Annotated in this window: 21 protein-coding genes and 1 tRNA gene; 10 read left to right on the top strand and 12 right to left on the bottom strand. The window is 65.5% G+C overall.

The annotated features are described in order from the left end of the window. Positions 1-133 precede the first annotated feature (133 nt). Positions 134-2236 (top strand): ATP-dependent DNA helicase RecG, encoded by a 2103-nt coding sequence (recG, locus tag AB4Z37_RS21895; RefSeq protein WP_441518855.1) that lies wholly within the window; start codon positions 134-136, stop codon positions 2234-2236. A gap of 131 nt (positions 2237-2367) precedes the next feature. Beyond that, positions 2368-4065, top strand: a complete 1698-nt coding sequence (locus tag AB4Z37_RS21890) for an NF038122 family metalloprotease (RefSeq protein WP_441518854.1) — start codon at positions 2368-2370, stop codon at positions 4063-4065. Positions 4066-4115: 50 nt separating this feature from the next. On the opposite strand, the gene AB4Z37_RS21885 is transcribed toward AB4Z37_RS21890, so the two are convergent. From AB4Z37_RS21885 to glmU, 5 genes are all read right to left on the bottom strand, one after another. Continuing rightward, positions 4116-5510 (bottom strand): HlyD family type I secretion periplasmic adaptor subunit, encoded by a 1395-nt coding sequence (locus AB4Z37_RS21885; protein WP_441518853.1) that lies wholly within the window; start codon positions 5508-5510, stop codon positions 4116-4118. Between the two features lie 185 nt (positions 5511-5695). After that, positions 5696-7876, bottom strand: a complete 2181-nt coding sequence (locus tag AB4Z37_RS21880) for a type I secretion system permease/ATPase (protein ID WP_441518986.1) — start codon at positions 7874-7876, stop codon at positions 5696-5698. Between the two features lie 148 nt (positions 7877-8024). Continuing rightward, positions 8025-8834: a DUF502 domain-containing protein gene (locus tag AB4Z37_RS21875; RefSeq protein WP_441518852.1), complete on the bottom strand. Its 810-nt coding sequence runs from the start codon at positions 8832-8834 to the stop codon at positions 8025-8027. Between the two features lie 181 nt (positions 8835-9015). Next, positions 9016-10842, bottom strand: a complete 1827-nt coding sequence (gene glmS, locus AB4Z37_RS21870) for a glutamine--fructose-6-phosphate transaminase (isomerizing) (protein WP_441518851.1) — start codon at positions 10840-10842, stop codon at positions 9016-9018. Positions 10843-10984: 142 nt separating this feature from the next. Further along, the gene (gene glmU, locus AB4Z37_RS21865) at positions 10985-12340 is read right to left on the bottom strand and encodes a bifunctional UDP-N-acetylglucosamine diphosphorylase/glucosamine-1-phosphate N-acetyltransferase GlmU (RefSeq protein ID WP_441518850.1); all 1356 of its coding nucleotides are present in this window, start codon (positions 12338-12340) and stop codon (positions 10985-10987) included. 273 nt (positions 12341-12613) lie between these two features. Between glmU and AB4Z37_RS21860 the strand changes: the two genes are divergently transcribed. Beyond that, positions 12614-13909 (top strand): hypothetical protein, encoded by a 1296-nt coding sequence (locus AB4Z37_RS21860; RefSeq protein ID WP_441518849.1) that lies wholly within the window; start codon positions 12614-12616, stop codon positions 13907-13909. 64 nt (positions 13910-13973) lie between these two features. Continuing rightward, entirely contained in the window at positions 13974-14354 is a 381-nt protein-coding gene (locus AB4Z37_RS21855) for a hypothetical protein (protein ID WP_441518848.1), read from the top strand. Here AB4Z37_RS21855 and AB4Z37_RS21850 read toward each other — a convergent pair. Both AB4Z37_RS21850 and AB4Z37_RS21845 read right to left on the bottom strand, forming a co-directional pair. Further along, entirely contained in the window at positions 14314-15990 is a 1677-nt protein-coding gene (locus AB4Z37_RS21850) for a glycoside hydrolase family 17 protein (RefSeq protein WP_441518847.1), read from the bottom strand. The genes AB4Z37_RS21855 and AB4Z37_RS21850 overlap by 41 nt on opposite strands. After that, complete coding sequence (locus AB4Z37_RS21845; RefSeq protein WP_441518993.1) at positions 15900-16175, bottom strand: hypothetical protein; 276 nt, start codon at positions 16173-16175, stop codon at positions 15900-15902. Before AB4Z37_RS21845 ends, AB4Z37_RS21850 begins: the two co-directional genes overlap by 91 nt. A gap of 155 nt (positions 16176-16330) precedes the next feature. On the opposite strand from AB4Z37_RS21845, the gene AB4Z37_RS21840 reads away from it, so the two are divergent. Further along, positions 16331-16909, top strand: coding sequence for a beta-1-3, beta-1-6-glucan biosynthesis protein (locus AB4Z37_RS21840; RefSeq protein ID WP_441518846.1), 579 nt, complete (start codon positions 16331-16333; stop codon positions 16907-16909). Between the two features lie 223 nt (positions 16910-17132). Next, the gene (locus AB4Z37_RS21835) at positions 17133-19823 is read left to right on the top strand and encodes a glycosyltransferase (protein ID WP_441518845.1); all 2691 of its coding nucleotides are present in this window, start codon (positions 17133-17135) and stop codon (positions 19821-19823) included. A 57-nt stretch (positions 19824-19880) separates the two neighbouring features. On the opposite strand, the gene AB4Z37_RS21830 is transcribed toward AB4Z37_RS21835, so the two are convergent. After that, a tRNA-Lys gene (locus AB4Z37_RS21830) sits at positions 19881-19956 on the bottom strand. Positions 19957-20139: 183 nt separating this feature from the next. Here AB4Z37_RS21830 and AB4Z37_RS21825 point away from each other — a divergent pair. Next, positions 20140-20571, top strand: coding sequence for a hypothetical protein (locus AB4Z37_RS21825; protein ID WP_441518844.1), 432 nt, complete (start codon positions 20140-20142; stop codon positions 20569-20571). A gap of 137 nt (positions 20572-20708) precedes the next feature. Further along, entirely contained in the window at positions 20709-21089 is a 381-nt protein-coding gene (locus AB4Z37_RS21820; protein ID WP_441518843.1) for a hypothetical protein, read from the top strand. A gap of 28 nt (positions 21090-21117) precedes the next feature. On the opposite strand, the gene AB4Z37_RS21815 is transcribed toward AB4Z37_RS21820, so the two are convergent. Both AB4Z37_RS21815 and AB4Z37_RS21810 read right to left on the bottom strand, forming a co-directional pair. Beyond that, on the bottom strand, positions 21118-21297 hold the full coding sequence (locus AB4Z37_RS21815; RefSeq protein ID WP_441518842.1) for a hypothetical protein: 180 nt from the start codon (positions 21295-21297) through the stop codon (positions 21118-21120). Positions 21298-21394: 97 nt separating this feature from the next. Further along, positions 21395-21601, bottom strand: a complete 207-nt coding sequence (locus AB4Z37_RS21810) for a hypothetical protein (RefSeq protein ID WP_441518841.1) — start codon at positions 21599-21601, stop codon at positions 21395-21397. A gap of 600 nt (positions 21602-22201) precedes the next feature. Between AB4Z37_RS21810 and AB4Z37_RS21805 the strand changes: the two genes are divergently transcribed. Together AB4Z37_RS21805 and AB4Z37_RS21800 are read left to right on the top strand one after the other, a co-directional pair. Next, positions 22202-22852 carry a GNAT family N-acetyltransferase gene (locus AB4Z37_RS21805; RefSeq protein ID WP_441518840.1) on the top strand — a complete coding sequence of 217 codons (651 nt, stop codon included), beginning with the start codon at positions 22202-22204 and terminating at the stop codon, positions 22850-22852. 117 nt (positions 22853-22969) lie between these two features. Next, complete coding sequence (locus AB4Z37_RS21800) at positions 22970-24352, top strand: cytochrome P450 (RefSeq protein ID WP_441518839.1); 1383 nt, start codon at positions 22970-22972, stop codon at positions 24350-24352. Positions 24353-24368: 16 nt separating this feature from the next. Here the strand turns inward: AB4Z37_RS21800 and AB4Z37_RS21795 are convergent, their stop codons facing one another. Together AB4Z37_RS21795 and cysK are read right to left on the bottom strand one after the other, a co-directional pair. Next, positions 24369-25646, bottom strand: coding sequence for an ArgE/DapE family deacylase (locus tag AB4Z37_RS21795; protein ID WP_441518838.1), 1278 nt, complete (start codon positions 25644-25646; stop codon positions 24369-24371). 5 nt (positions 25647-25651) lie between these two features. Continuing rightward, entirely contained in the window at positions 25652-26629 is a 978-nt protein-coding gene (gene cysK / locus AB4Z37_RS21790) for a cysteine synthase A (protein WP_441518837.1), read from the bottom strand. Between the last annotated feature and the right edge of the window lie 37 nt (positions 26630-26666).

The following is a 26666-nucleotide window of genomic DNA, read 5'->3' as shown; positions in this document are numbered from 1 at the left end:
CGGACGAGCCGGGCGGGACCGATATAACCCTGTCGGCTGCCGATGTCAGCAGCCCAGTTGCGCACCCCCGCCCTTGCATTGCATTCAGGTTATGCAAAAGCGAGCATTCTGCTTCCACTGTCGAGTCGGCTGCATGCGTCCCGAGCGTCTCAACCCCCTGTTCGTGCCGGTCACGAATCTCGCCGGCGTCGGGCCGAAGCAGGACAAGCTATTCCGCTACCTGCTCGACCGCAGCGAGACCCCGCGCCTCGTCGACCTCCTGCTGCATCTGCCGGCCAGCGTGATCGACCGCCGGGCGCGGCCGAAGATCAGGGATGTCGTCCCCGGAACCGTGGTGACGCTCGAGGTGACCGTCGATCGCCATCGCCCGGCGCCCCCGGGACGGTCGCGCGCGCCCTACCTCGTCTACGCCAGCGACGATACCGGCGACGTCTTGCTGACGTTCTTTCGTCCCAAGGGCGACTATGTCGAGCGGCTGCTCCCGGTCGGTACGCGGCGCTACGTCTCGGGAACGGCCCAGATGTTCGACGGCACGCTGCAGATCGTCCACCCCGACCGGGTCGTCGACGAGGCCGGCCTTGCGAAACTGGCGCTGATCGAGCCGGTCTATCCACTGACCGAGGGTCTGGCGCTCGGCGCGCTGCGCCGCGCGGTCGCCCAGGCGCTGGCGCGGCTACCCGAGCTGCCGGAATGGATCGCGCCCGACGTCCTGCGGCGCTGCGGCTTCCCCCCGCTCGCCGAGGCTCTCCGGCGACTGCACGCGCCGCAGGAACTGACCGATGTGCTGCCTGATGGGCCATTCTGGTCCCGCCTCGCCTATGACGAGCTGCTCGCAGGCCAGCTCGCGCTGGCGCTGGTGCGGGCGCAGCTGCGCCGCCCGGCCGGCGCCCGTCATGCCGGCGACGGCCACCTGCGCCGCCGCATCATCGACGCCCTGCCTTACGCCCTGACGCATTCACAACAGCAGGCGATCACGGCCATCGCCCACGACCTGACGCAGCCGGTGCGAATGCTGCGGCTGCTGCAGGGTGACGTCGGCTCCGGCAAGACGGTGGTCGCCCTGCTCGCCGCCGCGGCGGTGGCGGAAGCCGGCGGCCAGTCGGCACTGATGGCTCCGACCGAAATTCTCGCGCGTCAGCACCACAAGACCATCGCACCGCTCGCGGAAGCGGCCGGCGTCCGTGTCGCCATCCTCACCGGACGTGAAAAGGGCAAGGAGCGCAAGACTCTGCTGGCTCGGCTCGAAGCCGGCGAGATCGATCTGCTGGTCGGCACCCATGCGCTGATCCAGGATGATGTGACCTTCAAGACGCTCGCGCTCGCCGTGGTCGACGAGCAGCACCGCTTCGGTGTGCGCGAGCGACTCGCGCTGACCGACAAGGGCAGTGCCGTCGACGTGCTGGTGTTGAGCGCCACCCCGATTCCGCGCACGCTGGTGCTGACCTATTTCGGCGACATGGACATCTCTGAGCTCCGCGAGAAGCCCGCCGGCCGCCAGCCGATCGATACCCGCGCCGTGCCATCGACGCGGCTGAACGAGGTCATGGACGCGGTCGGGCGGGCGCTGAAGACCGGCAAGCGCGTCTACTGGATCTGTCCGCTGGTCGAGGAATCCGAAAAGATCGACTTCCTGATCGACGCCGAGCAACGCTTTGCAAGCCTGAAGGAGCGCTTCGGCGATCGGGTCGGTCTTGTCCACGGCAAGATGAAGGGCACCGAAAAGGACGAGGTGATGGGACGCTTCGCGACCGGCGACATCAGTCTCCTCGTCGCAACCACCGTCGTCGAGGTCGGCGTCGACGTTCCCGCCGCGACCATCATGGTGATCGAGAACGCCGAACGCTTCGGCCTCGCACAGTTGCACCAGTTGCGCGGGCGTATCGGGCGAGGCTCCGAGGCCTCGACCTGTGTGCTTCTATACCGCGAGCCGCTCAGCGAGATGTCGCAGGCGCGGCTGCGGGTGATCCGCGACACCACCGACGGCTTCCGCATCGCCGAGGAAGACCTCAAGCTGCGCGGCGAAGGCGACGTGCTGGGCACTCGGCAGAGCGGCCTGCCCGGCTATCGCATCGCCCGCCCCGAGGTGCATGCGCAACTGATCGCCCAGGCCCGCAATGAGGCGCTGCGGATCATGAAGGACAATCCCAAACTGGCAGGCGCCGAGGGAGAATCGCTGCGCTGTCTGCTCTACTTGTTCGAGCGCGACGAGGCGGTGTCACTGCTCGGTGCGGGATAACTTCCTATACAAAAACCCAGGCTTGCACCGCATTTTGCTCTAAACTAGGCTGACAAGCATCGCATTGGCGTCGAGATTCTGATCGACCTCATCACGTTGGTATTCCTGCCCCAAACCGGCGAGTTGGTTCGATGCATTTCAACATCACTTTTGGAACGCTGACCGGCCTGACCTCATCGCAGCAGACGGCCTTCGAGGCTGCGTGTGTTGCAGCCTGCCAATATTACCAGCATGAGTTCACGAGCAATATTACCGTCAATGTGACCTTCAACTGGTCGTCCCTTCCAGCCGGCGACCTTGCCAACAACAACTACCAGGGCGTGCTCGTCTCCTACGCACAGCTCACCAACGCGCTGAAGGCGATCGGAAGGTCCCCCGACCAGATAAGTGCCTACGCGACATTTCCAGCGAGCGATCCGACCGGGAACTCGCAGTGGTTCGTTCCGCAAGCACAGGCGCGGTTGCTGGGACTGACGTCCACGACCGGAACCGACGATACCATCAACCTCAACAGCAGCATCGGTTTCAACGGCTTCAGCTTCAACCCCTATGCACGCCGAACGCCAGGCACTTACGACGCAATCGGCGTTCTCGAGCATGAGCTGTCGGAAGGGGCGCTTGGCCGGTTTCAGGCGCTCGGCATGACCGGAGTCGGAAACGAGCAAAACTGGAACGGCTGGCATGGTGAGCTGGATCTGTTCCGCTACAACCCGGGCGGCGGTGGCCCTCCGGTGCGCCAGCTCACGGCCGGACCCGGATACTTTTCGATCGATGGCCAGACACTGCTGCAGCAGTACAACAATCCCTTGAACAGCGGAGACGCCGCCGACTGGCTCCCGTCCATCCAGGGAGATTCCTATGGCGACGGCTATCAGGGCACGGGCTCGTTCATCACGCCTGTCGACGTGCGAGAAGACAATATCCTCGGCTGGACCCGCGCCGCGGCGAGCAGCGATTTTACCGGCAACTACACCAGCGACATCTTCTGGCAGAACACGAGCTCGGGAGCCATCGGTGAATGGCTGATGAACAACGGCCAGATTTCGGCCGCTCCCGCCCTTGGCAATGCCGCGAACTACCAGATCGTCGGCACCGGCGATTTCAACGGTGACGGAACCAGCGATATCTTCTGGCAGCAGAGCAACGGAAATATGGGCGAATGGCTCTTTTCCAATGGCCAGATCTACGCTGCCCCGTTCTTGGGAACCATGCCTGCCGGCTACAGGATCGCGGCAATCGGCGATTTCAACGGTGACGGAACCAGCGATGTGTTCTGGCAGGACACATCGTCCGGGAATGTCGGCGAGTGGCTGATCTCCAACGGCCAGATCTATGCCGCACCCTTGCTCGGTCAGGCCTCGACCAGCCTGCAGATCATCGGCGCCGGACATTTCACCGGCACCAGCACCGACGATATCCTGTGGGAGCAGAGCAACGGCGTGGTTGGTGAATGGCTGATCTCCAACGGCCAGATCTATGCGGCTCCGAGCCTCGGCGGCACAGCGTCGGGCTTCCAGCTCATTGGCATCGGCGATTTCTCCGGCAACGGCACCGACGATATCCTGTGGCGCGACAGCACCAGCAATACCGTCGGGGAGTGGATGATGTCGAACGGCAACATCGCGCAGTCGATCACGCTCGGCAGCATTCCCTCGACCTGGCAGTTCGTCGGCGTTGGTGACTTCACAAGCAGCGGCGTTCAGGACATCGTCTGGCGCGACACCAGCACGGGCGGAATGACCGAATGGGTCATGCAGGGTGGCCAGATCAATCAGGGCATCGGACTGGGGTCCGCCTCGCCCAGCTTCAATCTGGTCCTGCGCAAGTAGCCGGTCGTGACATCGCCTGGCGAGCGGAGCGACGACCGCCGCTCCGCCGCTTATCTCTCGTGCCCGGCCTGGGAGACGGCGGTGCGGATCGGCGACAGCAGATAGTCGATGACGCGGCGCTGTCCAGTTTTGATTTCCACCACGACTGCCATGCCAGGAACCAGCAGTACCGATTTGCCGTCGACGGCCATTGCGCGCTGATCGAGCTTGATCGTCGCGGGGAAGACGAGGCTCTGCCCCTGCCCCGCGGTGGAATTGCCGCCTGATTTCGTCACCGCCGACGCATCGCCCGACGTGCTGGGATCCCGCTGGTCGACGCCGTCGCGCGAGACATTCGTCACCAGCCCGTCGAGCGTTCCGTAACGGGTAAATGGAAACGCCTCGACCTTGACGACGGCACGCTGACCGGCATCGACGAAGCCGATGTCCTGATTGAGGACCTGCGCCTCGACCTCGATCGATGCATCCTGGGGCACGATCGTCATCAACGCCTGCCCGGACCCCACCACCTGGCCGATCGTCGTCACGGCGAGTTGCTGCACGATCCCGGTAATCGGCGCTTTCAGCTGCATCTGTGCATTCTTGGCGCGAGCCTTGATCAGGTCCTGGGCCACATGATCCAGCTTGCGCTGCGCCTCCGCCCCCTTGCTCGTCTGATCGGCCACGAAACGCGACACGGCCTCGTCGATCTGCCGTGTCAATGACTGCATGGCCGCCTCCGTCTCCACCATCTGGCTGCGGTCGGCGACATCGGCGGCGAGCTGGGTTTCGAGCTGCTGCTGCGCCTCGATGGTCAGCGCACGAGAGCCTGCGCCGCGCTCGGTCAAGGTCTCGCGCATCTCGACGCGCTCCCGGCTGAGTGCGATCAGCCGCGCGCGGGCGGTGATACTGGCCGTCAACCGGTCGCGCGAGGCGACCTTCTCGGCGCGCTGGGCTTCGAGACGTGAGCGGCTTGCGGCAAGATCCGCAAGATCCGCCTGCAGGACCAGTTCCTCACGCCGCCTCACGCCATCGTCGACGCCAGGCGCGAAGGCGATCGCCGGCGCAGCGATCACGGGCTGGGCAGCTCCATCGACCGCGGCGCGGCGGCGCGCGACCTCCGCCGTCAAGCTCTCGACGTCGTGCCTGAGGGCGTTCATCTCGGCGGATGTCTCGGTTCCTTCAAGCTCGAGCAGAACATCGTCCTGTTTCACCTGGTCGCCGTTGTGGACACGAATCGCTGCGACCTTTCCCGTCTCCAGCGGTTGCACGATCTTGGAGCGCCCACTCGGCTGAATCCGTCCGCTGGCGACCGCATAGATGTCGATCTGTCCGAAATAGGACCATGACAGCACTGCGATGGTCGCCAGGGCCATGAACCAGATCAGCGCGGTCGCGACTGGTGACGGCGGAGTTTCGAGAATTTCGATCGCAGCAGGCAGGAACTCGCGGTCCGCAGCCAGCATCGCCCGCGTCCGGCGACTTACCTCGCTCGCAGCCGGCGCCTCCGGTTGCAGGCCTCCGAAACCTGGCGCGCCGGCGGGCCCGGCCCCCGGTGCGGGCTTGTCCGCCCTGGCGTCTGGCGTGACATGGGGAAGCACGGCAAAGTTTCTGCCGGATTTCGGCGGGGGCGATCCAGCGTCGGCGCTGCTCACGCGATCCCCTCCTGAACCTGCAGGCGCCACAGCCTGGCGTAAACGCCATCCGCGCGGGCCAGCAATTCGTCGTGGGTGCCGTCCTCGACAATCCGGCCCCGATCAAGGGCGATGATGCGATCGCAATGGCGCACCGCCGCGAGGCGATGGGCAATGATGATGGCGGTACGGCCATGCACGATCTGGCGCATATTGTCTTGAATGATGCGCTCGCTTTCGTAGTCCAGCGCGCTGGTGGCTTCGTCGAAGATCAGGATCCGAGGCTTGGTGGCGAGTGCGCGCGCGATAGCGATGCGCTGGCGCTGACCTCCGGACAGGTTGGCGCCGCGCTCCTCGATCGGCGTATCGTAACCGAGCGGCAGACGCGCAATGAATTCGTCCGCTCCCGCAAGCCGTGCCACGGCCATCACCTGCGCGCGGTTCATCTCGGCCGCAGCCAGCGCAATATTCTCATGAACCGTCCGGTTGAACAGCGTGCTTTCCTGCAGCACGATCCCGACCTGGCGGCGCAACCACGCCGGATCGACCTGAGCGATATCCATGCCGTCGATCATGACCGTACCGCGCTCCTGGCGGTAGAGCCGCAGGATCAACTTGGCGAGCGTCGACTTGCCGGACCCCGATGCGCCGACGATGCCAAGAACCTGCCCGGCGGGAATCTCGAGATCGATGCCGTCCAGAACGGTCGGCCCTCCCGCCTGATACCGGAACAGTACGTCCTTGAAGCTGATCGCCCCACGGGCCGGCGGGAAATTGCTCAAGCCCATGCGTTGATATTCGGGCGGGCTGTTCAGGATATCCCCGAGCCGTTCGACCGAAATCTGGACTTGCTGAAAATCCTGCCAGAGCTGGGACAGCCGCAGGATCGGCATCGTGACCTGGCCCATGATCATGTTGAAGGCGATCAGTGCGCCGATGGTCAGCTCATCGTTGATGACCGCCTGTGCCCCGAAGAACAGGATCAACGCCATCGTCGCCTTGTTCACATACTGAAATGCGCTCTGACCGATATTGCTGAGATTGACGGCCTGAAACGATGTCCTGACATAGGCCGCCAGCCTCTCCTCCCACTGCCGGCGAAGCAGCGGCTCGATCGCCGCAGCTTTCAGCGTGGAGATTCCGAAGATCGACTCCACCAGGAACTGCTGGCTGGCTGCGCCCGTGTTGAAGCGCTCCTTGTTCTTCTCGCGGAGAAGCGGGCGGATCACCATCGCGATGACCAGGTAGAACGGCAGCGACAGCAGCACGATCAGCGTCAAGCGCGGCGAATAGACGAACAGCACCGCCACGAACACGAAGGTGAAGAGCACGTCGATCATGGACGACAGCCCCTGCCCGGTCAGGAACTGGCGGATGGTTTCGATCTCACGCATGCGCGCCACCGTCTGCCCCGCCGGGCGGGTTTCGAAGTAGCCGAGCGGCAGGCGCAGCAGGTGGTCGAACAGGCGGCTGCCGAGTTCGACGTCGATCCGGCTCGTGGTGTGGCTGAGTGCATAGGCCCGCAGGAACTGGAGAACCGCGTCGAAGATACCGATCCCCGCGAGGCCGATCACGACCACGACCAGGGTCGCCATGCCCTTGTGAACCAGGACCTTGTCGATGACGATCTGGAAGAACAGCGGCGTCACCAGTGCGAACAGCTGGATCAGCAGGGACGCCACGAGAACATTGGCCAGCGGTCTGCGGTAGCGCCAGATCGAAGGCAGGAACCAGCGAAAGCCCGCCATCTCAGGATTGACACCGGGGCCAAGCAGGCGCCGCGTCACCAGAATGATCTCACCGCTCCACTGCGGTTCGAGCACCTCAGGTTCGACGCTCGCGACCACGCGCGTCACCGGATCGACCAGTCTCAGCTTGCCGTCCGGAAGTTGCGCCGCCACGACGCAGAACCCCTTGTCCTTCAACCGGATGATCGCCGGCACCGGCACAGACATCAGCCGCGCGCAGGTCTGACCGGTCAACAGGCGCGCCTTGAGACCGATCCGTGCTGCAACACGCAGGATGTCTTCGGCATCGCCGCGTCGCGCGCCGAGCCCTGCGTCGTGGGTCAGCTGAAGCGGATCCGCGGCGATCTGATAGCGGCTGGCGACCAGCGCAATGGCAAAAATCCCCGAGTCGGCGAACGCAGCCTGCGAACGAGGCTCAGATGCAGCAGTGGAAGGGCTGGCGGATTTGATCCGAGCCTGCCCATCGACATCGCGCAGCAAAAGACAGCTCCTTCGCTAAAATCACATTTTCTTCAATAACGTACCAGTATCGACAAACAATACGAGCGGAAAACTGCCGGGCAAATGGCGCGTCGACGCCGGCGTTGGAAACGGGACGCTAGCTGGTCGGCTCTACCGCCTTGTTCTGCGGCTTGGCCGACAACGTTTCATCGCGGGCCGCATTCGCCGCGCGCGCGGCGTTCGCCATGTCCGCGAGGACCGCGACCTTCTTGTTCGGGTCGCCGCCGGGCTGCACCACGCCGGCCGACATGATCAAGGTCGCGGCCTCCTCGGCGCTCATGTCAATCTCGATGACACTGGCCTTAGGCACATAGAAGAAGAACCCCGTGGTCGGGTTCGGCGCACACGGCATGAACACCGACATATATTCCTGCTGCCCTGGCAGCTTGGCGGCGACGTCGCCGCTCGGCGTCTGGGAGATCAGCACGATCGACCACATGCCCGGCGATGGAAATTCGACAAGCCCGACCTTGCGAAAGCTGGAGCCATTGCCGGAAAACAGCGTCTCGAACACCTGCTTGAGGCCGCGGTAAATCGCGCGCACGACCGGCATGCGGCCGAGCAGCCCCTCACCGAGATCGACCAGCGTGCGCCCGATCAGGTTATGAGCAAAGAAGCCGAGCACGGTGAGCGCAAGGAAGGCCACGACCAGCCCGGAGCCGGGAATGCCCCACGGCAGATAGGTTTCCGGGCGATAGTCCTGCGGAATGAACGGACGCACGATGCCGTCGACCCAGGTCACGAACCACCATGTCAGATAGATCGTGATCGCGACTGGACCGGTGACGATCAGCCCAGTCAGGAAATAGTTCCTTATCCGCGCCATCAGCCCACGCGGAGCGTCGGGATGGGTAACGTGCGGCACCTCACCGCCCGGCGAGGACGGCGGCTTGTCATGTGAAGTCATCGTTCGTCCAGATCATCCCAGGGCACTGTCGCAGTACCGACACAAACCGTCGCCGGCGCAACCCATCATAGCAGGTTTTCGCACCGCAACAGCCGGGAACCTGAGACGGTTTGTCACGAGTGCCCGGGTTCTGGCATTCGCCTCCCTGCGACGAATGTCATATCCACCACACTGGACGATGTTATTCCACGGTCACGGATTTTGCGAGATTGCGCGGCTGATCGACGTCGGTGCCCATGATGACGGCCGTGTGATAGGCCAGCAGCTGGACCGGGATCGCGTAGACCAGTGGGGTGACCGTGGCCGGCATGTCCGGCAATGTGATGGTCACCATGGACTCGACAGTGGCTTCCGCCGCGCCCTTGGCGTCGGTCATCAGGATGATCCGGCCGCCACGGGCGGCAACCTCCTGCATGTTGGACACCGTCTTCTCGAACACGCGGTCGTGCGGGGCGATCACCACCACCGGCATATGTTCGTCGATCAGGGCGATCGGGCCGTGTTTCAGCTCTCCCGCCGCATAACCCTCGGCATGAATATAGGAGATTTCCTTGAGCTTCAGCGCGCCTTCGAGCGCCAGCGGATAGCTGGTTCCGCGGCCGAGATAGAGCACGTCCTTGCTCTTGGCGATGTCGCGGGCGAGCTTTTCGATCTGCGGCTCGAGGGCCAGCGCCTGCGCCATGAGGCGCGGCACTTCGACGAGCGCACGGGCGAGACGGGTCTCATCCTCGTCCGAAAGGATCCCGCGCGCCTTGCCTGCGGCGATAGCGAGCGCCGCCAGCACGGTGAGCTGGCAGGTGAAAGCCTTGGTGGAGGCGACGCCGATCTCAGGGCCAGCAAGCGTCGGCAGCACCGCCTCGCTCTCGCGCGCGATGGTCGAGGTCAGCACGTTGATGACCGACAGGGTATGCAGTCCCTGCTCCTTGGCATAGCGGAGCGCCGCCAGCGTGTCGGCGGTCTCTCCCGACTGCGAGATGAAGATCGCCAGATCCCCCTTGCGCAGCGGCGCCTCGCGGTAGCGGAATTCGGACGCGATATCGATATCGACCGGCAGCCGCGCCAGCCGCTCGAACCAGTAGCGCGCCACATAGCCGGCATAGCTCGCAGTGCCGCAGGCGGTGATCGAGATGCGCTCGATGGTGCGCAGGTCGAACGGCAGCTCATGCGGCAAGGCGATGCGCTCTGCCGCCATGTCGACATAGCGTGCCAGGGTGTGGCCGACGACCTCGGGCTGCTCGTGAATTTCCTTGGCCATGAAGTGGCGATAGTTGGCCTTGTCGACCAGGAAGCTCGATGCGCCCGACTTCAGGATTTCACGACGCACGATGCCGTTCTGCTCGTTGCGGATCACCGCGGACTCGCGGGTCAGCACCACCCAGTCGCCGTCGTCGAGATAGCTGATGGTGTCGGTGAGCGGCGCAAGCGCGATGGCGTCGGATCCCAGGTACATCTCGCCATTGCCATAGCCGATCGCGAGCGGCGCGCCCTTGCGCGCGCCGATGATCAGGTTGTCATGTTCCCTGAACACGAAGCCGAGCGCGAACGCGCCGCGCAGCCGCGGCAACGAGGCCTTGACCGCGTCTTCCGGCGACAGGCCCTTGGCGAGGTAGGAATTCACCAGGTGAACGGCGACCTCGGTATCGGTCTCGGTGGCGAATACCGCGCCCTGCTTTTCCAGCTCGGTGCGCAACTCGCGGAAGTTCTCGATGATGCCGTTGTGCACGACCGCGACATTGTCGGTGGCATGCGGGTGGGCGTTGTTTTCGGTCGGCTTGCCGTGGGTCGCCCAACGGGTGTGGCCGATGCCGATGTGGCCGGCGAGCGGCGAGGACACAAGGCGCGCTTCCAGATTCTTGAGCTTGCCCTCGGCTCTACGGCGCGCGATCTCACCACCTTCCAGCGTCGCAACGCCAGCGGAGTCGTAACCGCGGTATTCCAACCGCTTCAGGGAATCGACCAGAAGCTCCGCGACCGGACCACGTCCGAGAATTCCGACAATGCCGCACATGCGGGCAGTCTCTCCAAATCATCTCAATTTGCGCTCATCTCTATCGAGATTTGCACGGCGCAAGGACTCAATAATTGTTGCCGATTGCGACAGGTTAAACCGTTAACCTAAACGCAACCGCTCATTTGACGCTTCCCAGCACTTAAGCCTTCGGCTTGCGCCGCGCCAGCCGGGCATCCCGGAAGCGCTTGGCCCAGCCGTCCCGCACCGTCTGCTGGCTGCGCTCGACCGCGAGCGCGTCGTCCGGCACATCGCGAGTGACGACCGAGCCGGAGCCGATATAGGCCCCGCTGCCGATCGTCACCGGCGCCACCAGCGACGAGTTGGAGCCGACGAACGCACCGGCGCCGATCTCGGTGCGGTGCTTGTCGAAGCCGTCATAGTTGCAGGTGATGGTGCCGGCGCCGATATTGGCCCCCGCCCCCACATGGGCGTCGCCGATATAGGTCAGGTGGTTGGCCTTGGCGCCGGCATCGATGGTCGCGGCCTTGGTCTCGACGAAGTTGCCGATCCGCGCGCCCTCGCCCAGCGAGGTCCCCGGCCGCAGCCGCGCATAAGGGCCGACGGATGCCCTGGCGCCGACGCTCGCGCCAGTCAGATGCGAGAAGGCGTGGATCACGGCGCCGTCGCCGACGCTGACCCCAGGTCCGAACACCACGAACGGCTCGATGGTGACATCCTTGCCGAACACGGTGTCGCCCGACAGATAGACTGTCTCCGGCGCGATCATGGTGACGCCGGCATCGAGCGCCGCCTTGCGCAGGCGCTGCTGCATCACCTGCTCGGCTTCGGCCAGCTGGGCCTTGGTATTGATGCCACGCACTTCGTCCTCGTCGGTTTCGATCACGGTGGCACGCAGCCCGAGATCGCGGGCGATCGCCACCGCGTCGGTCAGATAATATTCATTCTTGCTGTTGGCATGGCCAATCCGATCGAGGATCTCGAGCGCGCGACGGCCGTCCAGTGCCATCACACCGGCATTGCACAGGGTGATCCGCCGCTCCTCGTCGCTGGCGTCGGCCTGCTCGCGGATTGCCAGCAGGCCCTTGTCGTCCTGCACCAGGCGGCCATAGCCGGTGGGATCGGCGGCGCGGAAACCGAGCACCACCAGCGCTGCCCCCCCGGCCAGCGGCTTGCGCAGCCGCGCGAAGGTCTGCGACGAGATCAGCGGCGTATCGCCGAACGCCACCAGCAGATCGTCGGCCCCGCTCTCGATCGCGGCGCGGGCAGCAAGCACCGCATGGGCGGTGCCGCGGCGCTCCTGCTGAACGAAGATCCGTGCATCCGGCCGCGCCCGCGCAGCCTCGTCGGCGACAGCCTGGTGATCGGGGCCGACGACCACCGCAACCAAAGAACCCGCGCCGCCCGGCGCGGCGGCAAGGACATGGGCGAGCAGGGACTGACCGGCCACCGGATGCAGCACCTTGGGCCGCGACGAGCGCATCCGCGTGCCTTCGCCGGCGGCAAGCACGATGGTCAAGTTGGTCCTGTCGGTCATCCGATGTCCTGCAACCGTCTGATAGGCCCCGCACGGGTTCGCCGGGGTCTTAGCCGACCCGACGGAGCGACAAAAGACCTTTGCAAAGGCGGCCCGGCGGCGAGCCCGACAGGGCATGTTACGCGGGTTCCTGTTAATCTTTTGGTGTGATTCGCCGCGCTGGCGCCAATCCGGGTGGGAGGAACGCGGTCGTGACCGCGTCTCCAGCCCCGCAACAGGACGGGCTCGGAGCCGGTTCGACGACCGGCGCATTTGGAATGGCAAACCTCTCGCATGGCTAAAGACCGCGATCCGCTTGCCGACATCACGGCTGACGACAGCCAGGGCCTGTTGACCAACATCCTCGCTGAGGAGCACGAGGGCGGCTGGCAGATGGTGTGGCGGCTCGGGTCGTGGGCCGCCGGCGCCATCGGCGCCCTGGTCGCGGCCTTCCTGGCGGTCCATACCTCGACCGGCTGGCAGCGCGACCAGTTCGCGGCAGCCGATATCGCGCGACAGTCCCAGCAGCTCCAGTCGATCGCCCGCGAAAGCCAGGCCGAAGCGCGGCGGCTGGCGTCGGCCATCACAACCCTCAGCAGCGATCGCGACCGGCTGTACGCACGTGTGACGGTCCTGGAACAGGGGCTGGATTCGGTCACCGGATCAGTCGCCCGCCAGGCGCCGCCGGCCTCGCTGGTGCTGTCATCAGCGACACAGGCGGTGAGCGCGCCGCCGATGATCACCGCCCCTGCGGCAGTGGCTGCGAGCGAGCCCACCCTGCCGAATACGCCGCCCGCCGCCGAGGCCGCGGTCACCGCGCCTCCGCAGGGGCCCGAGCACCCCGCCCATCCGCACACCGCGGCAGCCAAGGAGCTCCTGCCGGCTTCGACGATCTACGCGCCACCGGATCCGGGAGCGCCGAAGCTGGTCGTCGAGGCCCCCCTTCCCACGCCCGCGCCGGCCAGGGGGGCCGCGGCTGCCATGCCGGCCGAGCCAACGGCGCTCGAGAAGACCGCGCCGAAGGTGGCGGAGACGGCGGCCCCCCAGGCCGACAAGGCGCGCCCAGTGGCGATCGCCGCGCTGCCCGAGATCCGGCCAGCCGAAACGGCATCCCCGCATGCGGAAGTCGCTGTCCAGCGCACCGAGTTCGGTGTCGACCTTGGCGGCGCCAACTCGATCGACGGCTTGCGCGCGCTCTGGCAAGGACTTGCCGCAACGAAGGGATCGCCGGTCGCCGCGCTGCGGCCGGTCATCGCCATCAAGGAACGCCGCAATGGGCTCGGGCTGCAGCTGCGTCTGGTGGCCGGCCCGCTCAGTGATGCCGCCGCGGCGGCGCGGATCTGCGCCTCACTCGCGGACGGCAACCGGCCTTGTGAGACCACCGTGTTCGACGGACAGCGACTGGCCATGAAATCCGCTGACGAGCCGCCTGCAGCGCCGGTCATTCGTCCGCGGCGGCGGACCGTCGCCGCGGCCGCCCATCCGGTCAGGCGGGACGACGCGCCGCCTCCCCCGCCCCCCGCGGTCGCACCACCCGCACCGGCCGCGCCAGCGGCATCGCCGATGAGCGGCTTGTTCCGCAGCCATTGACCCGTCCCCGGTCTTCCCGTGGCCATGGGTTGCTCCGCGCCACGTTCCGAACCATAGTCGCGCCATGAAGAAAGATCCGTTCCGCCTTTCCGCGCTGCAGGTGCAGTGGCTCCTGGTCGTGGGTTTCCTGACCGTCGGCTACGCCCTCTATATCCGCTATCTGGCGATCGAGTACTCGCCGCTGGCGCTCGCCTGCGATGGCGGGCTGCAGACCATGTTGTGCAAGACACGCCTGCTGATGACGACGCTGTTCCGCAACTCGGTGTTCGGCATCGCCGCGCTGGTGATCGCGGCGCTGCACCTGATCCGGCCCTCGATCGTCACGCTGACCGCCGGCCTCGTCGCGGCCGGCTTCGGGATCGTGCTCTACAATATCGGCCTGTCGGGTATCGCGATCGGCCTTCTCATCCTCGGATTTGCACGGCCCGCGCCCGCCACAGCGTGAGCGCGAGCAGCAGGTACGCACCGCAGGTCCACAGCGACTGCCAGTTTTGCACCCCCTCGTTGAAGACGATGTAGAGGGTCGAGAACGCGAACAGGCCGGCGAGCACGGCCTCCGCGACCGGCCGTGTGCCGAGCAGCGGCCGGTTCAGCGCCATCAGCGCGGCGAACGGCACCACCACCATGGTGAGCGAGGCAAACGGGAAGTCGCGATAGCGGGGATCGAACACGAAGCCGAGCGCGGTCTGCGCCGCGATCAGCGTGGTCACGATCAGGATCAGGCCGAGCGCCGCGCACAGCCGCGAATCCGTCCGCCCGCCGCGCGGACCGACGATTTCCAGGAACGTCGGCAGCGATCGCCCGGACATCAGTGCGGTCGCTGACAGCATCGGCGCGAGGATGCCCGCGGCGAGCAGCAGTCCCCATTGCAGCCAGCCGCCGGCGCCAAGGCTCTCATAGAACATCTTGTCGATCGCGATCCCGAGCAGCGAACCCGCGGTGGTGGCCGAGATCGCCACCGCGATCCACGACGACAGGCGCGGCTGCCAGGGCCGCCGCCGCGACTTGAAGAACGCCGCACCGAACACCAGCACGCAGAGCACGAGACCGCCCGCCATGTGCAGCTGCCACGACGGGAAATTGCTGATGGGCTGGCCGGGCGGATATTTCAGCGCTCGCTGGTCCTCGTCGATCAGGCCCCAATAGCCGCCGACCGTGCCCTCGAGACGCCGCTTCCAAGGCTGGTCATAGGCCTCGATCAGGTTGACGCGGAAGCCCTCGCGCTTGGCAAGGTCCAGGATTTCCGACACCACGCGGGCCTGGTTGGTGCGAGACGGCAGCGCCCCCTCGCGCATCCGTCCGGCGCTCGGCCAGCCGGTCTCGCCGATCAGGATCTCCTTCTCGGGGAATGCCGCCGCCATGCGCTTGCGGATCTGGTCGACATGGGCCGCCGCGTACCGCGCACGGATCGGAAAATCCTCCCAGTACGGCAGGATGTGAATGGTGACGAAATCAACCGCATCATAGACCTCGCGGTTGCGCAGCCAGTACTCCCAGACGTCGGCATAGGTGACGGGGGTCTGCGGCACCTGCGCCTTCACCGAGCGGATCAGCGCGGCGAGGTCGGAGGCCGTCATCTCGCCGCGCAGCAGCACCTCGTTGCCGACCACGACCGACGAAATCACGTCCGGGTGCGCCTTCGCGAGGCCGACCGCGCTCTCGATCTGCTGGCGATTCTTGACCCGGTTGGAGCCGAGCCAGATGCCCTGGATCACCTTGAGGCCAACCTTGCCGGCGAGCTCCGGCACCTGGTCGACGCCGTTGTCGACCGAGTAGGTGCGCACGCAGTTCGTGATCTTGGCGAGTTGCGCCAGGTCTTCGGCGATCTGGGCCGCGTCAATGTGGAGCGCCGGGTTGAGGGGGTTCTGTGCGCCACGGAACGGCGCATAGGAAACGCATTCCAGCTTGGCTGCCGGGTCGATCGGCGCGCGCGGCAGCGTCACCGGCGTGGCGAGCCACCACCAGAGCGCAACGATGCAACCGAGGGAGATCAGGAGAAGCGCCAGCGGCGTACGAAATGAAATTGGTTCCCCTCCAGCTGACGTCTTTGGTCGATTAGCCCGTCGGGACGCGCCTGCCAAGCCCCGAACGCAGCCGTCCCCAGTTGCGCCGTCCGCAGTTGCGATACCGCCACGGCTGCAGGGCTGCGGCAAAAGCGCCCGTCGGGGAGCAGAACGGCCTCGTTCCGGCACCGGTCTGAACGAATGTTCATCTCGACGTTCATCGGTCTGCGAGTTTGCTGGACAAAATCGAAAATGTCCGCCATGGGATTCCCGGGACGGCGGAACAGCGATCCGCCGCATTCGGGGCCAATTTCAGCGGCATCACACAGGCCAACCCGTCCATGGGACCGCAACGGATGGACCATCGGACGGCAACGCCAGCGCGGGCCGCGCTGCAGTCAAAATTGTCGGGGACTTCATGGGTCGTCTGCTGTCTGAGTTTCGTCGCGTGATCTTTCGTGCGATCGCGGTACCGTCTGCGGTGCTGCTGATCGGCATCGGCGGCGCCATCGCCCAGAGCGGCGACCTGCGGGCCCAGGACCCGTCGGCGAAACCGGCGGCGAGCAACGGCACCGCCCCGGAGGCGGCCGCGAAGGAGAGCCAGCGCAAGACCGACGAATTCGCCGAGGCGGCGCAGGCCATCAACGGCCCGGCCGGCAACCCCGAGTGCGTCTGGCTCGGCCGCCGCGTCGTCAGCCTGATGTGGCGCGACGACCTCGACACCGCATTCCGCCATCTCGACCTTTACGACCGTTTTGGCTGCCCCGGCGGCCACGTCCAGGCGGCGTTCCGCTGCCTGACGCGGTTCGGCGGCACCATCGATTCGAAGGTGCCGGAAAGCCTGACCAGCCGGGTGCACGCCTGCTGGGTCAACCCCAATGCCCAGCCGCAATCCGCCGCCGCTGCGGCACCTGCGCCCGCTCCGGCAGCGCCGGCCGCTCCCGCCGCGGCGCCCGCGGCCGCTGCAGCGCCTGCGCCCGCCGCACAGGCGAAATAGTTTCATCTGGACCGGAACGATCGGACGGTTTCAGGGTTGCGCCACGAGCCGCGCCCTGAAATCGCCATGCCGTCATACCAGTTGTTAAACCGCATGGCATAGATAAGCTGCCCTCGATCGAGCTTCTCCCTCTGGTCCGATTGAACGCCTGCGAGTCGTTGCGCGAATCCCGGGGACGGATTCGCACCCTGGCACCACAGTCCCGGTATGGTTTCGTCGCGAAATGCGCGCAGTAGTCGCCGTCTTGGTTTTTGTCACGGCCGCCCACGCGGCCCTCTGGGGTCTTCTCCGCGACAAGCAGGACGCGCCTGATTTCAGAGGAACGCTGCCGAGCGTCTCCTACGCCCCGTTCGACGGCACCGGCCACCCCGACGTCGACAACATTCCGACCGCGGCGAAGATTCGCGCGGACCTGAAGACGCTGTCGAAGATGACCAAGGCGATCCGTCTCTATTCGTCGACCGGCGGCGTCGAGATGGTGCCGCCGATCGCCAACGAGTTCGGCCTCAAGGTCACGGTTGGCGCCTGGATCGACAAGAACAGCGAGCGCAACGAGCGCGAGATCCGCGCCGCGATTGATCTCGCCAAGCACAACAGCAACGTCATYGGCATCGTCGTCGGCAACGAAACCATCTACCGTGGCGAGCAGAAGGCCGAGGACCTGATCGAGCTGATCCAGCGGGTCAAGAAGCAGGTCAGCGTTCCCGTCACCACCGGCGAGATCTGGAACATTTGGCGCGATGATTCGATCGAGGCTGCCGAACATAACCGGCCAAGCCTCGCCTCCTCGGTCGACTTCATCGCCGCCCACGTGCTGCCCTACTGGGAAAACTTCACCGACAAGCAGGCGGTGGATCAGGCGATGTACATCTACGGCCTGCTGCGGGACTACTTCCCCGGCAAACGCGTGGTAATCGCTGAATTCGGTTGGCCGAGCGCCGGCTACAACCTGCGCAACGCGGTGCCCGGACCGTTCGAGCAGGCCGTCACCCTGCGCAACTTCGTCAGCCGCGCCGAAGCCATCGGCATGGAATACAACATCGTCGAGGCGATCGATCAGCCCTGGAAGTTCTTCGAAGGCGGCGTTGGTCCTTACTGGGGCATCCTGAACGCGGCGCGTGAACCAAAGTTCGCCTGGACCGGCCCTGTCGTCGATCCCGACTACTGGAAGCTCGCCACCGTCGCGCTCTTGGTCGGCGTGCTGCTGTCGCTGCCAATCCTGCGGCTGTACCGCCCGACCGTGATGCAGGCCGCGGTGCTCGCGGCCACCGCCAACGCGGTCGGCGCCTGGGCGGCCATCGTCTTTGCGTACTGGAATACCCACTACTTCGTGTTCGGCTCGGCGTTCGCGCTGACGCTCGGCCTGATCCTGCTGGTACCACTGGTCATCATTGCGATGGCCCGGATCGAGGAGATCGCCACCGTCGCCTTCGGCCGCGCCCCGCGCCGGCTGATCACCAACGGCGTGCCGGCCCCGGCGGACGGCGTGTTCCCGAAGGTCTCCATCCACATCCCGGCCTATTTCGAACCGCCGGAGATGCTCAAGCAGACCCTCGACGCGGTGGCCCGCCTCGACTACCCGAACTTCGAGTGCGTGGTGATCATCAACAACACGCCCGACCCGTCGTTCTGGCAGCCGATCCAGGACCACTGCCGGATGCTCGGCGAGCGCTTCGTGTTCATCAACGCTGAGAAAGTGAAGGGCTTCAAGGCCGGCGCGCTGAAGATCGCCATGGCGCGCACCGCCCCCGACGCCGAGATCATCGGCGTGATCGACGCCGACTATGTGGTGACGCCGGACTGGCTCAAGGACCTTGTCCCCGCCTTTGCCGATCCGCGGGTCGGCCTCGTGCAGGCGCCGCAGGACCATCGCGACGGCGGCCAGTCGCTGATGCACTACATCATGAATGGCGAATATGCCGGCTTCTTCGACATCGGCATGGTCCAGCGCAACGAACACGACGCCATCATCGTGCACGGCACCATGTGCCTGATCCGCCGTGCCGCCATGGACATGTCCGGTGGCTGGGCCGGCGACACCATCTGCGAAGACACTGATCTCGGCCTCGCCATTATCGAAAACGGCTGGATCACCCACTACACCAACAAGCGCTACGGCTTCGGCCTGCTGCCGGACACCTACGAGGCGTTCCGCAAGCAGCGTCACCGCTGGGCCTATGGCGGCTTCCAGATCGTCAAGAAGCACTGGCGCCGCTTCCTGCCGGGCGCCAGCCGCCTGACGCGGGACCAGAAGCGCGAGTTCTCACTGGGCTGGCTCAACTGGCTCGGCGCCGAGAGCCTTGGCGTCGTGGTGGCGATCCTCAACCTGATCTGGGTGCCAATCGTCGCCTTCGCCGCTATCGCCATTCCCGACAAGATCCTGACCCTGCCGATCATCGCCTCATTCGTGGTGTCGGCGCTCCACTTCCTCACGCTGTACCGGTTGCGGGTGCAGGTGAAGGTCGGCCAGATGCTGGGCGCGATGGTCGCCGCCATGTCGGTGCAGTGGACGGTGTCGCGGGCGGTGGCCAACGGCCTGATCACCGAACACCTGCCCTTCGCCCGCACCTCCAAGGGCGGCCTGTCGCGGATGTCGGTCGAATTCCAGGCGTTCTGGGAAGCGGTGATCGGCCTGCTGCTGTGGATCGGCGCCGCGGTGCTGGTGATGACCAACAGCCAGAAGCAGGTCACCGAGATCTACATCTTCGCCGGTGTCCTGATCCTGCAGAGCCTGCCGTTCCTGTCGGCGGTGGCGATCGCGGTGCTGGAGAACTCGCGGATCAATGCCTTCACCTTCTGGCGCGAGACCGGCATCCGCACCGCCGAGCTGATCGGCCTGCGGCCGGTGGCGCTGCCGCTGCCCGGCGCCATCAGCCCGCCGCCGGGGTCGGAGATCCGCAGCGAAACGCCATGAGCCGGCCCTGTTGAATGGGCCAGCTGCCAAGCATTTCGTCGCTGATGTTGATTTTCATGGTGAGCGCGGAGGGACTCGAACCCTCGACCCCATGATTAAAAGTCACGTGCTCTACCGGCTGAGCTACGCGCTCACTCGACGCGCTGTGTAGGGGGCAGGCCCCCCGGGGTCAATAGCGGCGCGGCTTGCAAGCCACACCTGTGGACCAAATGCCGGGCTGACCGGTTGGTTCCCCCAAGCAGCGATCTCGGCTGGCTTCGGACCACCGGCTCTGCTTTGATCCGAGATGATCGCGTCCGGTCCGGAGCATGCCGCCATGTCCGCGCAGTCCAATAATCTGCTCGACTGGAAAGCAAAAGGATTTGCCGCCGATCCCGTGGCAAAGGTCTGCGGTCAGCACGGTCTCCTGCTGTACCGTTGCTGGGGCGGATGGAGCAGCAAGGAGCTGCCACCAGCAATCAAGGATGGCTATTTCTGCCTGACCAAGCCCGCATCGGTGTTCGAGGCCGAGCTGAAATACAACATCGCCGACTGGGGCAACGCCATCCGCTTCGTCTCGACCTTCCGGCTGAAGCCGGGGTTCGCGTACTTCGAGGGCCCTGTCGCCAACGCGCCCGGAGATCTGTCCATCAGCGCGCTCCAGATCCTCGTCCCGGCACCGGTCGGCGTCAAAGTCGCGCGGCTTGCCCGGGAGGTCCTGAAGCAGGACGTCAGCGTGGTCCAGGCAGGCACGCCCTGGCTGAGCTGAGCGTGCCCATGGCATCAGCCTCCGATTGCGGCTCGTATCCGCTGGGCTCCCTCTGAAAGGACTTTATTCACAGCCCTCCTTGCACTCCCGTCCTGGTTGCAGGAAGATTACGAAGGGGTTTGGGGAGTACATTCTTCATGCATAAACTTTGGCTTGTGGCTGTCGCGGCCATGACCACGGCTGGCTGTGCCTCGAGTTCGAAAGAGATTCAGGCGGCTTACGTTTCACCTGTCACATACCAGAACTACACATGCCAGCAGCTCACGATGGAGGCCCAGGCCCTGTCGAGCCGTGCGGCCATCGTGTCGGGCGCACAGGATCAGAAGCGGACCAATGATGCGATCGCAACAACCGCTGCGGTGGTGGTGTTCTGGCCGGCGGCGTTTCTTGTCGGTGGCGATGGCCAGACTGCGGCCGAGCTCGCCAACCTGAAAGGGCAGATGGTCGCCGTCGAGCAGGCCTCGATCATGAAAAAATGCGCAATCCAATTCCAGGGGGAGCGCCCGCCAGCTTCTTGAGCCGCACCACCGCTCAATTCGCCCAGCTTCAACTCGCCTTGGCGCGGTGACGCAGCTGCTGCACCAGGCGATCGCGTTCGGCGAGCGCGCGGTGCAGCTCGTTGCGCAGGACGAACAGCTGCGCGGTCGCGCCATCGCGCTCCTCAGCGCGCATCGCATTCCAGAGTCGGATGATGTCCTGGGTCTTGCCGGCGAGTTGCTGATTCATGGGTGGCCTCATTAGTAGATGAGGTCATAGAACAAATAGAGAACAAAATTGTCAAGCGTCGCGGCCTGCGACCACGCCGCTGTACCCGCCTCGGCGGTTACAGCGTCTCCTGCTTGTGCCCGCACTCCTTGCAGGCGAAGGCAACGCGGCTGACGCCTTTGGGCGCCGAGACGCGGTTGGGCGCGCCGCACTTGCCGCACTTGGTCTCGATCCGCGTCTCGCCCTGCTTGACGACGACGGACTTGCGCGCGAGCGCCTCACGCATCAGCCGCTCGGCCTCTTCACGCATTGCTTGCTTGGACATTCGGCGGCTTCTCCGTTCGACAATATGCAGCTGGACAGATTCCGGAGATGCTTGAGGAATCCTCCGGCGAGCCGTCGATACCATTCCTATCCGAAAATGACGAAGCATGTACGGCAGGCCGACACGGCAAAATTGACAAAGTTGTGCGAACCATGTGGGGCTTCCCTACGAGCCAAGCCCGCCACGGACCCCGCCTCATGAAGCTTCCTCCCGCCGCCGTCATCCTGGCCCTCCTCGCCGGCCCGGCGCTCGCCAATGATCTTCCGCCTGGCAGGACGAAGACCAGCGACAACCTGCCGGGACCGTCCGCCTGGTCGATCAGGTCATCCGAGCAAAAGCAGCCGGCGACACGCACGCGAACTGCGAATCCGTGTTCGCAGTTTGGCGCCGGTTTTGTTCAGATCGAGGGATCATCGACCTGCGTTCAGGCCGGCGGCGGTCTCGCAATTTCCGCTGGAAGTGGAACAAGGCCCTGATATTAATCATATTATTTCCGCACAAAAATCATAATTCATCTCTTGAAATTTATGGTGCGTCGCAGCATATAGACTGACATAGGGATACGAGACGTCCTCACGGGCAACCATGAGGAGATTTGTCATGAGCGATGTTGCGACCATCCGGTCCACGTCCGGGACCGGTGTGATCCGGGTCCTGAAGGCCGATGAACAGCATCTGTTGCGCGACCATCTGTTGCGCCTGGATCCGGCCAGCCGCCACGACCGCTTCAACGGCGGCATCAGTGAGGAATTCCTGAAAGGCTATGCCGCCCGATCGTTCGGGAACGGCACCATCGTGATCGCCTATCTGCAGGACGGCGTGGTGCGCGGCGCCGCTGAATTGCATGCGCCGGAGCGCTCGCTCGATGGCGAGCCGGAGATTGCCTTCAGCGTCGAGAGCCGTATCCGCCGCCAGGGCGTCGGCAGCGCGCTGTTCGAGCAATTGCTGCAGGAAGCCCAGCGCAAGGACTATACACGCCTGCGCATCACCACCGGTGGCCAGAACGAGCCAATGAAGGCGCTGGCGAGCAAGTTCGGCGCGCATCTCAGCTTCCGCCGCGGCGAAGCCACAGGTTCGCTCGACCTCGCCCGCAGCCCGGCGCTGGCGGCGAAGCCGGCGGCCCGTCCCGCGCTGCCTTTGTCCCTGCTGGTCACGCAGGAAATGATCCGTGGCAGCCAGACGATGTGGCGACAGCTGTTCCGCTTCTACAGCGAATTGCTGGAGGGCCGGCAGCGCCTGGGCACGCGGTAATTCCGTCCGCGGTTCCCGGCGCAGTGGCGCGGCGGAAAACCTCTTTGAAAAACCGCGCCGCGCTCCGATATGATCACCATGCATCGCCCCCGGTGCGGGTGATCGCGGAGCCGCCCCATGAGTCTTGCAGAGGTCTATGAACTGCCGGTGGCGCGCACACCGCTTGTGCCGCCCCACCCGCCCCATGCGCCGCAGACCATGTCGACGTTTCGCCGCCTGCTGGCGATGCGCAAGAGCGGCATCGCCACCTGGGGCGAACGGGCCTATCGCGAGGACCTGCTGCAAGGCCGCTTCTTCGGCCGCAGCAGCTTCATCCTGAACGATCCGGCCAGCATCCGTCATGTCCTGATCGACAACTACGAAAATTATGAACGCACGCCGCCGGGCATCCGCGTGCTGCAGCCGATGCTGGGTGAAGGCCTGCTGCTCGCCGAGGGCAAGACCTGGAAGCACCAGCGCCGCACGCTTGCGCCGGCTTTCACGCCGCGCGCCGTCGCCACGCTGGTGCCGCACATGCTCGCGGTCACCAACGAGACGATCGCCGAACTCACAGCGCAGCAGAACCAGCCGGTCGACCTGCGCGAGGCGATGCAGCGGATGACGCTGGAGATCGCCGGCCGCACCATGTTCTCGTTCGGCATGGCCGAACACGGCCCGACGCTGCGCAACTTCGTCATCGAATACGCCTCCCGCCTCGCCCGCCCGCATCTGTGGGACCTGCTGCTGCCGCTCGGCTGGCCGAGCTTCCAGGACATCGAGCGGAAATTCTTCCGCCGCCGCTGGACCCGCTTCGTGCGCATGCTGATCACTGAGCGGCGCGCCGCGAGCAAGCCCGATGAAGCGCCGCGCGACCTGTTCGACCTGATGGTCGCGGCACGCGATCCGGAGACTGGCCAGGCGTTTACCGACGACAACCTGATCGACCAGGTCGCCACCATGATCCTCGCCGGCCACGAGACCACGGCGACGGCATTGTTCTGGTCGCTGTTTCTGCTGGCGCAGGACCATGCCACGCAGGATCTGGTGGCGCGGGAGGTTCGCGCCGCCAGCGTCGCCGGCGAGCCCGACGCGGACAAACTCAAATTTACCCGCGCGGTGCTCGACGAAACCATGCGGCTGTATCCGCCGGCCTACCTGATCGCCAGATGCGCCGGCGGCCCCGACATGATCGATGGCCGTGCCGTGAACAAAGGGGACGCGATCTTCATCGCGCCCTGGCTGCTGCACCGGCACGAGAAGCTGTGGGACAATCCCAATGCCTTCATGCCGCAACGCTTCATGGCCGGACCGCCCCCGGATCGCTTCGCCTACCTGCCGTTTGGCGTGGGGCCACGGGTGTGCATCGGCGCCCATTTCGCCCTGGTCGAGGCGACGCTCGCGCTCGGCAAGATCATCGCCACCTTCCGCATCGAGCTGCAGGACGACAAACCGGTGATGCCGGTAGGCGTCGTCACCACCCAGCCCGACCACTCGCCGCCTTTCCGCCTGACCGCTCGCTGAGGCGCAGCGGGCGCGCTCAGGCGGTCTCGACCCCGCACCAGTCCGCGACAAACAGCGCGATCGCGCGCGTGGTCTGCTTCAGCGACTGAAGCTCGACACACTCGTCGAAGCCGTGCATGCGCCGCGCGGTCGCGCCGAAGCACAGGCAGGGAATGCCGTGATGGGCGTAGTAGCGGGTGTCGGTGATGGCCGTGAAGCTCAGCTCCGGCAGGTCACCGCCATAGACTGAACCGTAGGCGCGGCGCAGTGTCGCCTCCGCGGCACTGCCGGGCGCGAGTGTAAAACCTTCCGACAGGAAGCCCGACCATTCGACCTCAGGTGGATTGTCGGCGAGGAACGGATGCGCGCGCGCCGCAGCCTTGACGCAGGCCTCGATCTCCTTCTGGCGGTCGGCGAGCGTCCAGCCCGGCAGGATCGCGATCCGGCAATCGACATCGCACCAGGACGGCACGCTGGAGGCCCAGTCGCCGCCCTTGATGATCCCTGGATTGAAGTTCAGCGGATGCTTCACGCTCGCGAAGTGAGGATCGTCTGCCGCCCGCGCGTTCCAGTCCGCCTCGAGCGCTTCCAGCGCCCGGATCAGGTCCATCGCCGCCTTGATGGCATTGGCGCCGACGCCGGCCTCGAACACATGGGCGGGCCGGCCGCGCACCCGAACGCGGAACCAGATCACCCCGACCTGGGCACGCACCAGCGCACCACCCGTCGGCTCGGGGATCAGGCAGGCATCGGCACGATAGCCGCGCTGCACGGTCGAGAGCGCGCCAAGCCCCGTGCTCTCCTCCTCGATCACCGACTGCAGATGGATCCGCGCGGTCGGTCGCAACCCGGCATGATGGATGGCGTCGAGCGCATACAGCGCCGCGAGGGTTCCGGACTTCATGTCGGCGGCCCCGCGGCCGTAGAGCCAGCCGTCGCGCACCTGCGGCGCGAACGGCGGGGTGGTCCACATCTCCAACGGTCCGGCGGGCACCACGTCGCAATGCCCCTGCAGGATCAGGGACCTGCCGCTGGTGGTCGCGGGCCGGTAGGTGCCGACCACCGTGCGGGCCCGGGAGAAATCGGTCTCCACCGGGCCGAAGTCGCGCAGGCCCTTGAGGTCGTCGGCCCTGATCACCCAGTCGTCGACCTCGTAGCCCCGCGCGCGCAGCAGGTCGGCGAACATGTCCTGGCACGGCGCCTCGGCGCCGCGCGTGCTGGGAATGGATGCGAACGCGATCGTGGTGGCGATCTGCTCGTCGAACCGGGCGTCCACCGCTTCGAGGATGCTTTGCTGCGCCCCGGCTGCCGCCATCGCTGTCAGATGCCTTCGAACAGCGCGGTTGAGAGGTAGCGCTCCGAGAACGACGGGACGATGGCCAGAATGGTCTTGCCCGCGTTTTCCGGCCGCGCGCCAAGCGCGAGGGCCGCGGCGATTGCCGCGCCCGACGAGATGCCGCCGGGGATGCCTTCGTTGCGCGCCAGCGCGCGCGAGGTCTCGATCGCGGTCGCGCTGTTGACCTTGACGATCTCGTCGATCACCGCGCGGTCGAGCACGTCGGGAACGAAGCCGGCACCGATGCCCTGGATCTTGTGCGGCGTATGCTGGCCGCCGGACAGCACCGGGCTCTCTTCGGGCTCGACCGCCACAACCCGCAGCGACGGCTTGCGGGGTTTCAGCACCTGCCCGACCCCGGTGATCGTACCGCCGGTGCCGACGCCTGCGACGAAGATGTCGAGGTTGCCACCGGTGTCGCTCCAGATTTCCTCCGCCGTGGTGCGGCGATGCACCTCCGGATTGGCGAGGTTCTTGAACTGCTGCGGCATCACCGAATTCGGGGTGGTCTGCAGCAGTTCCTCGGCCTTGGCGATCGCGCCCTTCATGCCCTGGGCGGCCGGTGTCAGCACCAGCTCGGCGCCCAGGAAGGCCAGCATCTTGCGCCGCTCGATCGACATCGATTCCGGCATCACCAGCTTCAGCCGATAGCCCTTCGCGGCGGCGACATAAGCCAGCGCGATGCCGGTATTGCCGGAGGTCGGTTCGATCAGCACGGTGTCAGGCTTGATGATGCCGGCCTTCTCCATGGCCGACACCATCGCCGAGCCGATGCGGTCCTTCACGCTGGCGGCCGGATTGAAATATTCGAGTTTGGCGAGAATCGTCGCGTTCACTCCGCGCTGCTGCGGCAGCTTGTTCAGCCGCACCACCGGCGTGTCACCGAATGCATCTGCGATGCTCTGATAGATGCGGCCCCGACCAGGGCGGTGCGAGGTGTGCGAGTTCGCGGACGTTTCCATGGGCAGTCTCCGGGCTGAATTGAATGACGGGTCGTTC

This window comes from Bradyrhizobium sp. 2TAF24, from assembly GCF_052115025.1.
Classification (GTDB): Bacteria; Pseudomonadota; Alphaproteobacteria; order Rhizobiales; family Xanthobacteraceae; genus Bradyrhizobium_A.
The sequence above is the reverse complement of the archived record's forward strand: the minus strand, read 5'-3'. Positions and strand labels throughout refer to the sequence as shown.

Bases quoted from the DNA above. Each gene is read 5' to 3' on its own strand.
- recG (WP_441518855.1), top strand. From the start codon at position 134: ATGCGTCCCGAGCGTCTCAACCCCCTGTTCGTGCCGGTCACGAATCTC.
- AB4Z37_RS21890 (WP_441518854.1), top strand. From the start codon at position 2,368: ATGCATTTCAACATCACTTTTGGAACGCTGACCGGCCTGACCTCATCG.
- AB4Z37_RS21885 (WP_441518853.1), bottom strand. From the start codon at position 5,510: ATGCTGGCTGCGGACCGCGAGTTCCTGCCTGCTGCGATCGAAATTCTC.
- AB4Z37_RS21875 (WP_441518852.1), bottom strand. From the start codon at position 8,834: ATGACTTCACATGACAAGCCGCCGTCCTCGCCGGGCGGTGAGGTGCCG.
- glmS (WP_441518851.1), bottom strand. From the start codon at position 10,842: ATGTGCGGCATTGTCGGAATTCTCGGACGTGGTCCGGTCGCGGAGCTT.
- glmU (WP_441518850.1), bottom strand. From the start codon at position 12,340: ATGACCGACAGGACCAACTTGACCATCGTGCTTGCCGCCGGCGAAGGC.
- AB4Z37_RS21860 (WP_441518849.1), top strand. From the start codon at position 12,614: ATGGCTAAAGACCGCGATCCGCTTGCCGACATCACGGCTGACGACAGC.
- AB4Z37_RS21855 (WP_441518848.1), top strand. From the start codon at position 13,974: ATGAAGAAAGATCCGTTCCGCCTTTCCGCGCTGCAGGTGCAGTGGCTC.
- AB4Z37_RS21845 (WP_441518993.1), bottom strand. From the start codon at position 16,175: ATGGCGGACATTTTCGATTTTGTCCAGCAAACTCGCAGACCGATGAAC.
- AB4Z37_RS21840 (WP_441518846.1), top strand. From the start codon at position 16,331: ATGGGTCGTCTGCTGTCTGAGTTTCGTCGCGTGATCTTTCGTGCGATC.
- AB4Z37_RS21825 (WP_441518844.1), top strand. From the start codon at position 20,140: ATGTCCGCGCAGTCCAATAATCTGCTCGACTGGAAAGCAAAAGGATTT.
- AB4Z37_RS21820 (WP_441518843.1), top strand. From the start codon at position 20,709: ATGCATAAACTTTGGCTTGTGGCTGTCGCGGCCATGACCACGGCTGGC.
- AB4Z37_RS21815 (WP_441518842.1), bottom strand. From the start codon at position 21,297: ATGAATCAGCAACTCGCCGGCAAGACCCAGGACATCATCCGACTCTGG.
- AB4Z37_RS21810 (WP_441518841.1), bottom strand. From the start codon at position 21,601: ATGTCCAAGCAAGCAATGCGTGAAGAGGCCGAGCGGCTGATGCGTGAG.
- AB4Z37_RS21805 (WP_441518840.1), top strand. From the start codon at position 22,202: ATGAGCGATGTTGCGACCATCCGGTCCACGTCCGGGACCGGTGTGATC.
- AB4Z37_RS21800 (WP_441518839.1), top strand. From the start codon at position 22,970: ATGAGTCTTGCAGAGGTCTATGAACTGCCGGTGGCGCGCACACCGCTT.
- AB4Z37_RS21795 (WP_441518838.1), bottom strand. From the start codon at position 25,646: ATGGCGGCAGCCGGGGCGCAGCAAAGCATCCTCGAAGCGGTGGACGCC.
- cysK (WP_441518837.1), bottom strand. From the start codon at position 26,629: ATGGAAACGTCCGCGAACTCGCACACCTCGCACCGCCCTGGTCGGGGC.